General features: G+C 71.3%; 8 protein-coding genes. 5 read left to right on the forward strand and 3 right to left on the reverse strand.

The window, feature by feature from the left end; genetic code table 11:
- Window positions 1-133: 133 nt before the first annotated feature.
- Together ACZ5PB_RS31470 and ACZ5PB_RS31475 are read right to left on the reverse strand one after the other, a co-directional pair.
- Window positions 134-859 carry a methyltransferase domain-containing protein gene (locus ACZ5PB_RS31470; RefSeq protein WP_468695830.1) on the reverse strand — a complete coding sequence of 242 codons (726 nt, stop codon included), beginning with the start codon at window positions 857-859 and terminating at the stop codon, window positions 134-136.
- Window positions 860-1002: 143 nt separating this feature from the next.
- Window positions 1003-1659 carry a TetR/AcrR family transcriptional regulator gene (locus ACZ5PB_RS31475; RefSeq protein WP_468695832.1) on the reverse strand — a complete coding sequence of 219 codons (657 nt, stop codon included), beginning with the start codon at window positions 1657-1659 and terminating at the stop codon, window positions 1003-1005.
- Between the two features lie 147 nt (window positions 1660-1806).
- On the opposite strand from ACZ5PB_RS31475, the gene ACZ5PB_RS31480 reads away from it, so the two are divergent.
- From ACZ5PB_RS31480 to ACZ5PB_RS31500, 5 genes are all read left to right on the forward strand, one after another.
- On the forward strand, window positions 1807-2697 hold the full coding sequence (locus ACZ5PB_RS31480) for an ABC transporter permease (protein WP_468695834.1): 891 nt from the start codon (window positions 1807-1809) through the stop codon (window positions 2695-2697).
- Window positions 2690-3493: an ABC transporter ATP-binding protein gene (locus tag ACZ5PB_RS31485; protein WP_468695836.1), complete on the forward strand. Its 804-nt coding sequence runs from the start codon at window positions 2690-2692 to the stop codon at window positions 3491-3493. The genes ACZ5PB_RS31480 and ACZ5PB_RS31485 overlap by 8 nt, the downstream gene beginning before the upstream one ends.
- Before the next feature lie 139 nt (window positions 3494-3632).
- A complete protein-coding gene (locus ACZ5PB_RS31490) occupies window positions 3633-4976 on the forward strand; it encodes a glycosyltransferase 87 family protein (protein WP_468695837.1) in 1344 nt (447 codons plus the stop codon).
- Between the two features lie 43 nt (window positions 4977-5019).
- Entirely contained in the window at window positions 5020-6138 is a 1119-nt protein-coding gene (locus ACZ5PB_RS31495) for a serine/threonine-protein kinase (protein ID WP_468695839.1), read from the forward strand.
- A gap of 200 nt (window positions 6139-6338) precedes the next feature.
- A complete protein-coding gene (locus ACZ5PB_RS31500; RefSeq protein ID WP_468695840.1) occupies window positions 6339-8228 on the forward strand; it encodes a serine/threonine-protein kinase in 1890 nt (629 codons plus the stop codon).
- 75 nt (window positions 8229-8303) lie between these two features.
- Here ACZ5PB_RS31500 and ACZ5PB_RS31505 read toward each other — a convergent pair whose 3' ends face one another.
- Window positions 8304-13250, reverse strand: coding sequence for an NAD-glutamate dehydrogenase (locus ACZ5PB_RS31505; RefSeq protein ID WP_468695841.1), 4947 nt, complete (start codon window positions 13248-13250; stop codon window positions 8304-8306).
- Between the last annotated feature and the right edge of the window lie 366 nt (window positions 13251-13616).

Genomic DNA, 13616 nt, shown 5'->3' on the forward strand with positions numbered 1-13616 from the left:
GGGCGAAGGGGGAGAGACAAGAGAAAGGGGGGGGGGGGGGGGGGGGGGGGGGGGGGGGAGTGGGGGGCCCCCCCCCCCCCCCCCCCCCCCCCCCGCCGCCGTTGACCGCTCTGGGCTAACTTCGGCGCCGCGGTTACTTCTGTGCCGCCGCCGGGGCCGGTACCTGCTTCGGGCGGCCCGCCAGCTCGCGGCCCGCGATGGCGCCGGGGACCGGAATGCCGTCGACGCCGCCGATGTGGTTCGCCCAGCGGATCGTCACCTCACGGACGACGGCGCGGCTGAGGCGGTACGGCAGGTGCGGTGCGCGGCGCGGCTTGCGGAAGACACCGACGGAGTCGCCCCAGTAGGCGTGCTTGGCGTCGATGGCCTCGTAGTCGTGCCGGATGCCCTTCATGGGCGGGAAGTCGGTGAACGCCTCACGCAGTTCGAGACCGCAGTAGGCGGCCATCGCCCGGAAGCCGTCCGGGTAGTAGCGCCAACAGTCCTGCGCGTCGTGCGCGTTGCCGCGCGAGGGCGCGGTGATGAAGGCGTGCCCGCCGGGACGCAGCACCCGGCCGATCTCCATGATCGAGGCCCAGAAGAACGGAATGTGCTCGAAGGCCTGGCCCGAGATGACGATGTCCGCGCTGCGCGACTTGAGCGGGATCCGGTACGGGTCCTTCATCACGCGGTCCACATTCGGCCCGTCGAGTACGTCGACACCCACGTAGTCGATCTTGTGGTTGGCCAGCAGGGCGCGGTGCGTAAGGCTTTGACCAGGCGAAATGCGCGAACCGAGGTCGACAACACGATGCCGCTTCGATACGGGCATGTACTCCTTCACGCAGAGGGCCATCTGGTCATAAGCGGACTGGTGCATGGTTCCTTCTCCCTGTGACGTCAGCTCAAGGAGGATCTCTCAACAGCGGCGCTTTCTCACCCCCCTTGGCAAGATTGAAACCCGAGTGGGCGGGGTGATTCCAGAATCACGGCCTCCAGACATTTCACTCGGACGGTGGTTGCTCAGGCGGTGAGCGCGGCGACCGCCGAGCGGGCCAGGTCGTCCAGGTAGCCGGCGTACCCGGCGGGCGGCTCGGTGCGGACGACCACCAACCGCCAGTACAGCGGCCCGACGACCAGGTCCAGGGCGCGCTCCGGATCGGCCCCCTCGGGCAGGTCCCCGCGCGCGACGGCGTCCCGTACGACCTGGGCGGCGACCCCGTGCTGGGGGTCGAGCAGGGCCGACCTGATGGCCTGGGCGATCTCCGGGTTGCGTACCGCTTCGACCAGCAGGTCCGGGATGACCTGCGAGGCGACCGGGTGCCGCAGGGCGTGCGAGACGACCTCCAGGAGGGCGCGTACGTCGCCGTACAGCGAGCCCGTGGCGGGCGCGGGCAGCCCCTCGGCGGCGAAGGCCGAGACCAGGTCGAGCACGAGGTGCAGCTTGGAGCGCCAGCGCCGGTAGACGGCCGTCTTGCCGACTCCCGCGCGCCGCGCGATGCCCTCGATGGACATCCGGGCGTAGCCGACCGCCGCGAGCTCGGCGAAGACGGCGGCGCGGATGGCGTCGGTGACGTCCTCCCGGAGCACCGCCGCGCCTGCGGGCGCCCGCTTGGGGGTGGGGGCGGGGGCTGAGGCAGGGCCGGAGGGCGGCACGGGCGGTGTCGGGTCGGTCGTCATGCCGGAATCCTAGCGTCACGACGGAACGGTTGCGTTTCGACGTCGGTCCGTCCTACTGTCGACGTAGCGACGATACGGACCCGTTCCGACGTCCTGGGTGCCCCGATGCGGCGGCGCCCCGTCCCGCTCCCGGCGAAAGCAGCCCCCATGAGCACCCCCACCGCTCTCCCGCCCGATCTGAGCGCGTACGCCGTCCGGCACGGCCTCACCGTGAGCGGCGCCCGGCCCCAACTCCCGGAGTACGCGCGCCGGCTGTGGTCCCGTCGGCACTTCATCACCGCCTTCGCCACCGCCCGGCTGACCTCGCAGTACAGCGAGGCCAAGCTGGGGCAGCTCTGGCAGGTACTGACTCCGCTGCTGAACGCGGCCGTCTACTACTTGATCTTCGGCGAGCTGATGAACACCAAGGACGGCGTCCCGGACTTCCTCCCGTTCCTGGTCACCGGCGTCTTCGTCTGGACGTTCACCCAGAGCACGCTGATGGCGGGCGCGCGGGCCGTCAGCGGCAACCTCGGCCTGGTGCGCGCGCTGCACTTCCCACGGGCGGCGCTGCCCGTCTCGTACGCCCTGCTCCAGCTCCAGCAGCTGGCCATGTCGCTCGGGGTGCTGACGGTGGTGCTGGCCTTCTGCGGACAGTTCCCGAGGCCCTCGTGGCTGCTCGCGGTGCCCGCGCTGGCCTTGCAGGCGGTCTTCAGCACCGGCCTGGCGCTGGTGCTCGCCCGGCTGACGGCGCGCACCCCGGACCTGGCGCAGTTGCTGCCGTTCCTGCTGCGCACCTGGATGTACATGTCGGGGGTGATGTGGAGCGTGTCCCACCTGCTGAAGGGCGACAGCGTCCCGGGCGGCGTACGGCTGCTCCTGGAGTGCAATCCGGCGGCCGTCTACCTCGACCTGGTGCGGTACGCCCTCATCGACAGCTACGGCGCGGCAGGCCTGCCGCCGCACGTGTGGGCACTGGCGGCCGGCTGGGCGCTCGTCGCGGGCGTCGGCGGCTTCGTGTACTTCTGGCAGGCGGAGGAGCGGTACGGACGTGGCTGAGCAGACCCTGGAACAGCACAAAGGCGTGGAAGTCGACTCCCCCACCGTCGTCGTCGACGGCCTGCACCTCACCTACCGGGTGCACACCGCCGGATCGGGGCGCGGCAGCGCCGTCGCCGCGCTCCGCCGGGTCGTCTCCCGCACCCCGTCGTCCTCGGTGCGCGAGGTGCACGCCGTGCGCGGCGTCAGTTTCGTCGCGCACAGGGGCGAGGCGATCGGGCTGATCGGCTCCAACGGCTCCGGCAAGTCGACCCTGCTCAAGGCGGTGGCCGGGCTCCTGCCGGCCGACCGGGGGCGGGTGTTCACCCGGGGGCAGCCCTCGCTGCTCGGGGTGAACGCAGCGCTGCTGAACGACCTGACGGGCGAACGGAACGTCGTGCTGGGCGGTCTCGCGATGGGCATGTCCCGCGAGGAGGTCAGGGAGCGCTACGACTCCATCGTCGACTTCTCCGGCATCAACGAGAAGGGCGACTTCATCTCCCTGCCCATGCGGACGTACTCCTCCGGCATGGCCGCCCGCCTCAAGTTCGCCATCGCCGCCGCGAAGTCGCACGAGGTGCTCCTGATCGACGAGGCCCTGTCGACCGGGGACGCCCGCTTCCAGCGGCGCAGCCAGGAGCGGATCGCCGAACTGCGCAAGGAGGCGGGCACCGTCTTCCTGGTCAGCCACCACAACAGGACGATCACCGAGACCTGCGACCGGGCACTGTGGCTCGAATCGGGAAGGCTGCGGATGGACGGACCGGCGGCCGAGGTGGTGGCCGCCTACGAGGAGTCGACCGCCCGGCGCCCATGAGACCCAGCCGCGCCCAGCCTTGCCTTGCCTTGACCTGACCGGACCTGCCTTGACCTGGCTTGATCTGCCTCGGCCTGCCTTGACGCGCCCGTCCGGGGGTCCCCCGGAATCGCCCGGGACGCGTTCTAGGATCCCCGCGATGACGCCCCCACAGCTCGCCCCCGGAAACCCGGCCGCCGCCGCCCCGCGCCCCACGCCCTCCCGTCTTCCGTTCCTCCGCCGCTCCCCGGTCCGGCTCGGCGCCGTCTGGTGCGTCACCCGGCTCGTCCAGGTCGCCCTGGTCGCCGGTCTGTTCGGACAGGTCGGCGAGGGCATCAACGGGGAGGTCCACCGGATCTACTACCTCTGGTACGAGCAGCTGGTCGCCGGTGCCTTCCCGCTCGGCGACGTGATGTGGCAGTACCCGCCGGGTGCCGCCCTGGTGTTCCTGTCCCCCGCCCTGCTGCCCGGCCTCAGCTACTTCCAGGCGTTCGTCGCCCTGACCCTCCTGGTCGACGCGGGCATCGCCTTCGCCCTGACCCGCGCGGGACGCGGAAGCACCACGGTCACCACGGAAGCGGTCACCACCGGAGCGGCCGTCACCCGCGCCACGCGTACGCGTGCGGGCGCGTGGGTGTGGGTCGGCGGGCTGCCGCTGCTGATGCACCTGCCCCTGGTGCGTTACGACGTCCAGGTCACGGCCCTCGCCGTCCTCTCGCTGCTGTCCCTGCTCGCCCTGCCCCACCGCCCGGGCCGCGCGGGCGCGCTGGGCGGTGCGCTGGCCGCCGTGGGCGCCCTGGTGAAGGTGTGGCCGGCGCTCGCGCTGATCGGCACGCCCCGGGGACGTACCACCAGGGCCGCCTGGGGGTCGGCCGTCGCCACCGCCGCCGTCCTGCTGGGGGTCCTGGCGCTGGCCTTCTCGCACACCTTCGACTTCCTGCGCCAGCAGGGCAACCGGGGCGTGCAGATCGAGTCCGTGGGCGGGACACTGCTGTCACTGGCGCGACTGACGGACCTGCCGTACGAGGGGGCCTACCGGGTCGAGTACCGGTACGGGGCAATGGAGTTCGTCGGACCGTACGTCCCGACCGTCGCGCACGCCTCGCTGCTGCTGACGGCCGCCGCGTTCTGCTGGCTGCTGTTCTGGCGGGTACGGGCGCGGAGTTGGGCCCCGGCGACGGTGTGCGACGCCGCACTGTGTGCCGTGCTGCTCTTCGTCGTCACCAGCCGTGTCATCAGCCCGCAGTACATGATCTGGCTGATCGGCCTCTCGGCGGTCTGCGCGACCATGCGGGCCACCAGCCAACGGCCTGTCGTGGTGCTGCTGTTGGCGGCCACAGCGGTCAGCACCCTCGCCTACCCGCTGGCGTACGGAGACGTGGTCTCGGGCACTCCGTACGGCTGCCTGCTCATGGTTGTCCGAAACGGACTCCTGCTGACCGCCGCCGTGTTGTCCTGCCACCGACTCCGGGCCTCCTCGGTAACCCCGTCCGCCACACGGTAGGCTCCCCACGCGCCGACCACGGGGGCAGCAGGGGGAATTGGGCATGCGGAACGGGGAGAGCGGCAGCGCGGGACGGGCGGCCGCCGGCACAGCACTGACGCCACTGCGCGCGGACGACCCGCGCGAGATCGCCGGTTACGCCCTGGAGGCACGCATCGGCGAGGGCGGCATGGGCACCGTCTATCTGACCCGCACCCGGGGCAACCAGCCCGTCGCCCTCAAGCTGATCCGCCGGGAGTACGCGGACAGTGCCCAGTTCCGGCAGCGCTTCGCGCGCGAGGTGGCGGTCTCGCGACAGGTGCACGGCTACCACATCGTGCCGGTAGTCGACCACGACAGCGGCAACTTCCGTGACGGGGACGGCGGTACGCCGCCCTGGCTGGCCACCCGCTTCGTCCCGGGCATCCCCCTGGACGACGCCCTCGACTCCCACGGTCCGCTGCCCACCGGCACCGTCCTGCAACTGCTGTGCTGCGCCGCCCGCGCCCTCGACGCCATCCACACCGCCGGGGTCATCCACCGCGACGTGAAGCCGGGCAACCTGCTGCTGGCCGCCGACGGCCCCTGGATGCTCGACTTCGGCATCGCGCGTGCCGCCGGTGCCGTCACCCTCACCACAGTGGGCAGGCTCGTGGGCACCCCGAAGTACATGTCGCCCGAGCACGCGCTGGGGCGGCGGCTCACCCCTGCCGCCGACGTGTTCGCGCTCGGTCTCATCGGCGCGGTCGCCGCCACCGGCCACCACCCCTACGGGCGCGGCAACGGACTGGCCGTCGCCGCCAGGATCGCCGGGACCGACCGCGAGCCCCCGGACCTCAGCGCCTGCCCCGAGCCGCTGCGCGAGCTCGTGCGGGACTGCCTGGCCGCCGACGCGGGCGCACGCCCTTCCGCCGCGGAAGTGGCCGAAAGGTGCCGCAGCGCGGCCGGGCGCGACGTACGGGACTTCACCGGGTGGCTGCCCGCGCCCGTGGCCGCCGCTGTGCGGGCCCGCGAGGCGGCCGTCGCCCCGGACAGGGCCGCCGCCCTCGCGGACGCGCCCACGGTGACCGCACCCGCCCCGAGGACCGCACCCACGCTGCCCGCCCTGCCGCCGACGGTGCCGATGACCATGAAGGACCCCAAGGCCGACGAGTGGTCGCGCCGGGTCCGCCGTACGCCCTGAACGCGCCCTGAACTCACTGAAGCACCCGCACCACGCGCGCGTACCCGAAGCGCGGCACCACCCTCACCGTCCCCACCCCTTCTCGACCCAGGAGGCTCCCCATCAGCAGCTCCGTCGGCGACATCCTCAGCCCGCTCGGGCTCGAAGACCCGCGCGAGACCGCCGGTTACCACCTCCTCGCCCGTATCGGCGAGGGCGGCATGGGCACCGTCTACCTCTCGCACACCCGCGGCAACCAGCCCATCGCCCTCAAGGTCATCCGCCGCGAGTACGGCCAGAACCCGGACTTCCGGCGCCGGTTCGAGCAGGAGGTGCAGGCCGCCCGCCGGGTGCAGGGCTACCACATCGTGCCGGTCGTCGACCACGACACCAGCGGTACGCAGCCCTGGCTGGCGAGTTCCTTCGTCCCCGGTCTGGCCCTGCACGAGGTGCTCGGGCACTTCGGCGCGCTGCCCGAGGCGGCGGTCTTCCAACTGGTCGGCTGCACGGCGCTCGCGCTGTCCTCGATCCACGCGGCGGGGGTCGTGCACCGCGACCTCAAGCCGTCCAACATCCTGATCGGTTCGGGCGGTCCGTTCGTCATCGACTTCGGCATCGCGCGTGCCGCCGACGCCACCCAGCTCACCGCGAGCGGCGGTCTCATCGGCACCCCGCAGTACATGTCGCCGGAGCACGCGCTCGGCGAGCAGGTCGGCCCGGCCAGCGACATCTTCTCGCTCGGCCTGATCGCCGCGGTCGCCGCCACCGGACGGCACCCCTTCGGCGACGGCGGTGCGATCACCGTCGCCGCGCAGATCGCCAACACCGGTCACCGGCCGCCGGACCTCAGCGGCTACCCGGACAGCCTGCGCCCGCTGCTGGAACGCTGTCTGACGGCGGACGCGGCGGACCGCATCGAACCGGGCGAACTGATGGCACTGTGCGAGCAGTCCGCGGGCCGTCCCCTGCGCGAGTTCACCGGCTGGCTGCCGGAGCCGGTCGCCGAGGAGATCGCACGGCGGGAGCAGACGGCGCAGTACGCGGCCCAGCAGGCGCAGACCGCCCAGGCCGCACAGGCCGCACAGGCGGCTGCCGCGCAGGCCACCGCGCAGCCCCCGGTCCCGCAGCAGCCCCCGCAGGCTCCCCAGGGGCCGCCCACGCAGGCTCCGTACGCCCAGCCGACGCACACCCAGGCGCCCGGGGCGCAGCTGCCCGGGGCCCAGGCGCCGGGCACGCAGCCGCCCCAGCAGGCGGACCAGACAGCCCAGTTCGGGATGGCGGGCCACCCGCCGACGTACCAGAACACCCAGGGGCTCCAGGGCAACCAGTACACCCAGGGCACCCCGACGTTCGCCCCGGGCACGCATCAGCCGACGGCTCCGGGCGGGCTGCCGGGCGGGCTGCCGGGCGCGCACCCCACTCCGCCGCCCGCCGCGAAGAAGCCGGGGAAGGCGAAGAAGATCCTGCTCGCCGCCGCCCTGGTGGTCGCGGTCGGCGCGGGAGCGGGTGCCGCCGTCTACTTCGTCGGTGACAAGGGCAAGACCGACAAGGGGAGCACCGCCGCGGACAAGGCCGGGGGCGCCACCCCCAGTGCCACCGTGCCCGCCCCCGCGCAGAACCCCGCCACCCCCGCCGCGGAGGAGCCCTCCGCCGACCCGAACGGCACGCCCACCCCCGCGCCGCCGGAGACCGCGACGTACACCGAGATCTTCAAGAACAAGCCGCTGACGCTGCGCACGCCGAACTCGCTGTCCAGCACCTATGTGGACTTCGACCTGCCCAAGACGGTCGTCGACGGGGAGATGACGTCCGACGTACGCGACCTGACGGTCAGCGACTCGACCTGGGACTTCGGGGCCACCATGGGCAAGAGCGCGGGAGTCACCGCGCAGGAGTGCCGCAGCGGGGCGGAGACGAACGCGCTGCCCGACGAGGTGGGCCCGAGGAGCTTCGGGGAGCGCGGCAGCATCCCCAGGGGCACCCGGCTGTGCATGGTCACCGGGGACGGCAATCTCGCCATGTACGAGATCACCCAGATCACCGCGGCCGACAGCACCTCGGACGTGCCGACCGTGGTCGGCAACCTGACCCTCTGGAAAATCAGCCAGTAGGTAACTGTCAAAGCCACGGCACACGAAGGGGCGCCCACCGCACGAGCGGTGGGCGCCCCTTCTGCCGTCCGGGTGTCAGACCCGGTTGCGCAGCAGCGTGCGCATCGTCCGCATCGCGACCGACAGGTTCGCCAGGTCGAAGTCGTCCGAGCCCTGGATCTCCTCCAGGGTGGTGCGGGCACGGCCGAGGAGGGCCGCGTTGCGCTCCTCCCAGGCCTTGTAGCGCTGCTCCGGGGTGGAGGTGCCGTTCCCGGCGGACAGTACGTCCTGGGTGAGGCCCGCGTGGGCGGCGTACAGGTCCTCGCGGATCGACGCACGCGCCATGGACTGCCAGCGGTCGGCACGCGGCAGCTCGATGATGCGGTCCATCAGCTGCGTGATGCCGAGCCGGTCACCGAGGTCGTAGTACACCTCGGCGACGACCATCGGGTCCTTCTCGATGCGGTCCGCGATGGCGACCACGTCGAGGGTCGGGAAGGCGGACGAGAAGCCCGCCACGCGCAGCGCCAGGTCCTCGGGGACGCCCGCCTCGGTGAGCTCCTCCAGGATGCCCTGGTACCACTCCAGGTCGGCGCCGCGCAGCAGCCCCGGCAGGTCCTCCCAGACCCTGGCGACGCCCGCGCGGAAGAACTCGACGGTCTCGCCGATCTCCAGCGGCTGCGGGCGGTTGCCGAGCAGCCAGCGGGTGCCGCGCTCGACCAGCCTGCGCGAGTGCAGCCGGATACGGGTCTGGATGTCGGCCGGGACCTTGTTGTCGAGCGCCTCGACCGCGTCCCAGACCTCGCTGAGGCCGAAGATCGCGCGGGCCGCGAACTGCGCCCGTACGACTTCCTCGGTGGACGCGCCCGTCTCCTCGCGCAGCCGGTGCAGGAAGGTCGAACCACCGGTGTTCACCGTGTCGTTGACCAGCACCGTCGTGATGATCTCGCGGCGCAGCGCGTGTGCGTCGATCTGCTCCCCGAACTTCTCGCGCAGGGCGGCGGGGAAGTAGTCGTGCAGCAGCGTCCGCAGGTGCGGGTCGTCCGGCAGGCCCGTGGAGATCAGCTCGTCGGCGACGGTGATCTTCGTGTAGGCGAGCAGGACGGCCAGCTCGGGCTGGGAGAGCCCCTTGGAGTTGTTCAGCAGTTCCCTGATCTGGCGGTCGTTGGGCAGGAACTCCAGCGCCCGGTCCAGGTGCCCGTCCCGCGACAGCCTGCGCATGAAGCGCTGGTGCGCGTGGAGCAGCGAGGACGACTGGGCGACCGCGTTGGCCAGGGCGGTGTTCTGCGCGTAGTTGTTGCGCAGCACCAGGGTGCCGACCTCGTCGGTCATCTGCGCGAGCAGCTTGTTGCGCTGCTTGACGGTCATGTCCCCGTCGGCCACCAGGGCGTTGAGCAGGATCTTGATGTTCACCTCGTGGTCGGAGGTGTCCACACCGGCGCTGTTGTCGATGGCGTCGGTGTTGATCCGGCCGCCGGTACGGGCGAACTCGATGCGGCCGAGCTGGGTGGCGCCCAGGTTGCCGCCCTCGCCGACGACCTTGACCCGCAGGTCCTCGCCGTTGACGCGGATCGCGTCGTTGGCCTTGTCGCCGACGTCCGTGTTGGACTCGACGGTCGACTTCACGTACGTACCGATGCCGCCGTTCCACAGCAGGTCGACCGGCGCCTTGAGGATGGACTGCATCAGGTCGGCGGGCGTCATCTTGGAGACACCGGGCTCCAGACCCAGCGCCTCGCGCATCGCGGCGTTCACCGGGATGGACTTGGCACTGCGCGGGTGGATGCCGCCGCCCTGCGACAGCAGCTCCTTGTTGTAGTCGGCCCAGGAGCTGCGCGGCAGCTCGAACAGCCGGCGGCGCTCGGCGTAGGAGACCGCCGCGTCCGGGTTCGGGTCGATGAAGATGTGCCGGTGGTCGAAGGCGGCGACCAGACGGATGTGCTCGGAGAGCAGCATGCCGTTGCCGAAGACGTCACCGGACATGTCGCCGACGCCGACGACCGTGAAGTCCTCGCTCTGCGAGTCGTGGCCGAGCTCCCGGAAGTGCCGCTTCACGGACTCCCAGGCGCCGCGGGCGGTGATGCCCATGCCCTTGTGGTCGTAGCCGACGGAGCCGCCGGAGGCGAAGGCGTCGCCGAGCCAGAAGTGGTAGGCGATCGCGATCTCGTTGGCGATGTCGGAGAAGGTCGCGGTGCCCTTGTCCGCGGCGACCACGAGGTACGTGTCGTCCTCGTCGTGCCGAACGACGTCCTTCGGATGGACGACCTCGCCCGCGACCATGTTGTCGGTGATGTCGAGCAGCGCCGAGATGAAGGTGCGGTACGAGGCGATGCCCTCGGCCAGCCACGCGTCACGGTCCACCGAAGGGTCGGGCAGGTTCTTCGCGACGAAGCCGCCCTTGGCGCCCACCGGCACGATGACGGTGTTCTTCACCATCTGCGCCTTGACCAGGCCGAGCACCTCGGTACGGAAGTCCTCGCGCCGGTCCGACCAGCGCAGACCGCCGCGCGCGACCTTGCCGAAGCGCAGGTGCACGCCCTCGACGCGGGGCGAGTAGACCCAGATCTCGTACGCCGGACGGGGCGCGGGGAGGTCCGGGATGGCCTGCGGGTCGAACTTCATCGACACGTAGGCGTGCGGCTCGCCGCTGTCCGCCTTCTGGAAGAAGTTGGTCCGCAGCGTCGCCTTGATGACGGTCAGGAAGGAGCGCAGGATGCGGTCCTCGTCCAGCGAGGCGACCTGGTCGAGCGCTCCGTCGAGCTCTTCGAGCAGCCCGTCGGTGAGCTCGGTGCCGGCCTTCTGCCGCTCGGGCGACATGCGCGCCTCGAAGAGCGAGACCAGCAGCCGGGTGGTGTGGACGTTGGTGCGGAGGGTCTCCTCCATGTAGTCCTGGCTGAACATCGCGCCGGCCTGGCGCAGGTACTTGGCGTACGCGCGCAGCACCACGGCCTGCCGCCAGGTGAGACCGGCGCCCAGCACCAGCGAGTTGAAGCCGTCGTTCTCGGCGGCACCCGTCCAGACCGCGGCGAAGGCGTCCTGGAAGCGCTCGCGGGCGTCGTCGCCGAGGTAGTCGGAGCCGGAGCCGTTGGCGCCGGGGATCTGCGGCATGCGCAGACCGAAGTCGTAGATCCACGCGTGCGTGCGGTCGGTGCAGCGCAGCTCGTAGGGCCGCTCGTCGACGACCTCGACGCCGAGCCGCTGCAGTACGGGCAGCACCGCGGACAGCGAGACCTGCTCGCCGGTCCGGTAGATCTTGAAGCGGCGCTCGCCGGGGGCCGCGCCCACCGGCTCGTACAGGCTGAGCGCGAACTCCTTGCCGCCCTTGCCGAGCTGCTCCAGGTGGACCAGGTCGGCGACGGCTGAGCGCGGCGAGTGGTCGGCCTTGTAGCCCTCGGGGAAGGCGTGCGCGTAGCGGCGCTGGAGTTCGGCGGCGCGTTCCTCGCCCAGTTCGGCGTTGAGGGCCTCGCCGAAGCCGTCGGCCCAGGAGCGGGCGGCCTCGGCCAGGCGGGCCTCGATGCGCTCGACGTCGGCGTCGGTGAGGGCGGTCAGCACGGTGCCGGTCTCGACGCGGACCACGAAGTGCAGCCGGGACAGGATCGACTCGGTGTTCCAGGCGGTGAAGTCGACGCTGGTGCCGCCGAGCTCCTCCTTGAGGATGTCGATCAGCCGCAGCCGGACGGCCGTGGTGTAGCGGTCGCGGGGCAGGTAGACGATGGCCGAGTAGTAGCGGCCGTACTCGTCCTGGCGCAGGTACAGCCGCAGCCGGCGGCGCTCCTGGAGGTACAGGACGGACGTGACGACCGAGCGGAGCTGGTCGACCGGCGTCTGGAACAGCTCGTCGCGCGGGTACGTCTCCAGGATCTGCAGCAGGTCGCGGCCGTCGTGGCTGTTGGGTGTGAAGCCGGCGCCCTGGAGGACCTCGGCGACCTTGCGGCGGATGACCGGGACCCGGCGTACGGACTCGGTGTACGCGGCGGAGGAGAACAGACCGAGGAAGCGGCGCTCGCCCACCACGTTGCCGTCGGCGTCGAACTTCTTCACGCCGACGTAGTCGAGGTAGGAGGGGCGGTGCACGGTGGCGCGGCTGTTGGCCTTGGTCAGCACGAGCAGCTTGTGCTCGCGCGCCTTTGCGCGAGCGTCGGCGGGCAGACGGCTGAAGGAGGGCGAGACGGGGTGCGTCTCGTCGTCCTCGTGGTGCTGGGGGTCGGAGCGCAGGACGCCGAGACCGGTGCCGGGGACGGCTGCGAGGGAGTCGTCGCCGGTCAGCTCGTACTCGCGGTAGCCGAGGAAGGTGAAGTGGTCGGCGGCCAGCCACTGGAGCAGCTCGCGGGCCTCGTCGACCTCCTGCTCGGGCAGGTCGGCGGCCCGGGGCTCGTTGGGCAGCTCGTCGGCGATGCGCAGGGCGCTGTCGCGCATCTTCTCCCAGTCCTCGACGGCCTCGCGGACGTCGGACAGGACGCGCAGCAGGTCCAGGGAGATCTGCTTGAGGTCGGCGCGGTCGGTCTCGCGGTCCATCTCGACGTGGATCCACGATTCGACGATCGCGTCGTGGGGAAGTTCACCGGTGATCTGCTTGGAGAGCACCTCGATGAGCTTGCCGGTCACATCGCGGCGCACCAGTACCTGCGGGTGGATCACCACGTGGATGCCGCGGCCCTGCCGGGACAGCTCGTTGGTGACCGAGTCCACGAGGAAGGGCATGTCGTCGGTCACTACCTCGACGACGGAGTGACTGCACGTCCACCCGTTCTCCTCGACCGTCGGGGTGTGCACCCGTACGTTCGCCGTGCCCTGCGGGCGGTTCTCCGCGAGCCGGTGGTGCGAGAGCGCCGCACCGTAGACGTCGACCGGGTCGCGGCCTCCGATGTCTTCGGGTGCGGTGTGCAAGTAGTAGCGCTGGAGGTACGCGAGCAGGGCGGCCTGCTCCGGCGCCCCTTCACCCTCGGACCCAGTCGGAAGTTGTCCCCCCGCCGGGCTGTTCTCAGCTACCCGGGCGGCCCGCGCGAGCAGCTCGGCCTTGGCTTCGTCCAGCTTGGTCTGCATGTCCTCTGGCTCCTGTCGCGCGCCGTTGCGTGACGTAGGTGGTGAAGAAGGTGACACAACGCCACGACGCGGTGTTTCCGGTCGAGGTCGACGTTATGCCGCGATGAGAGATGCCCGTGACTTTATTGGCCATGTTCGGCAGCGGGTCCGGGTTCGGAAAACCAGCGTGGGCCCGGGCACGGTAGTGCGCCGGGCGAAGGCCGGGGGCTGCACCGCCCCCGAGGCGTATCGCGCTGATCACGGGACCAGGCTATCCCCCCTCGCCCCGTCGGCGTTATTCGCGGGGCGTTGGACAAAACGCGGAGAACTTCGACGCTTTGTCCATTCCTGCCCCGTGCACCCCGTGCGACGCGGCGGTCACGCGTC

The sequence above is a fragment of the Streptomyces sp. NPDC032721 genome, assembly GCF_055579625.1.

Excerpts from the sequence above, each read along its gene's own strand:
- ACZ5PB_RS31480 (WP_468695834.1), top strand. The coding sequence starts at position 1,807 with ATGAGCACCCCCACCGCTCTCCCGCCCGATCTGAGCGCGTACGCCGTC.
- ACZ5PB_RS31505 (WP_468695841.1), bottom strand. The coding sequence starts at position 13,250 with ATGCAGACCAAGCTGGACGAAGCCAAGGCCGAGCTGCTCGCGCGGGCC.
- ACZ5PB_RS31495 (WP_468695839.1), top strand. The coding sequence starts at position 5,020 with ATGCGGAACGGGGAGAGCGGCAGCGCGGGACGGGCGGCCGCCGGCACA.
- ACZ5PB_RS31475 (WP_468695832.1), bottom strand. The coding sequence starts at position 1,659 with ATGACGACCGACCCGACACCGCCCGTGCCGCCCTCCGGCCCTGCCTCA.
- ACZ5PB_RS31470 (WP_468695830.1), bottom strand. The coding sequence starts at position 859 with ATGCACCAGTCCGCTTATGACCAGATGGCCCTCTGCGTGAAGGAGTAC.
- ACZ5PB_RS31500 (WP_468695840.1), top strand. The coding sequence starts at position 6,339 with ATGGGCACCGTCTACCTCTCGCACACCCGCGGCAACCAGCCCATCGCC.
- ACZ5PB_RS31490 (WP_468695837.1), top strand. The coding sequence starts at position 3,633 with ATGACGCCCCCACAGCTCGCCCCCGGAAACCCGGCCGCCGCCGCCCCG.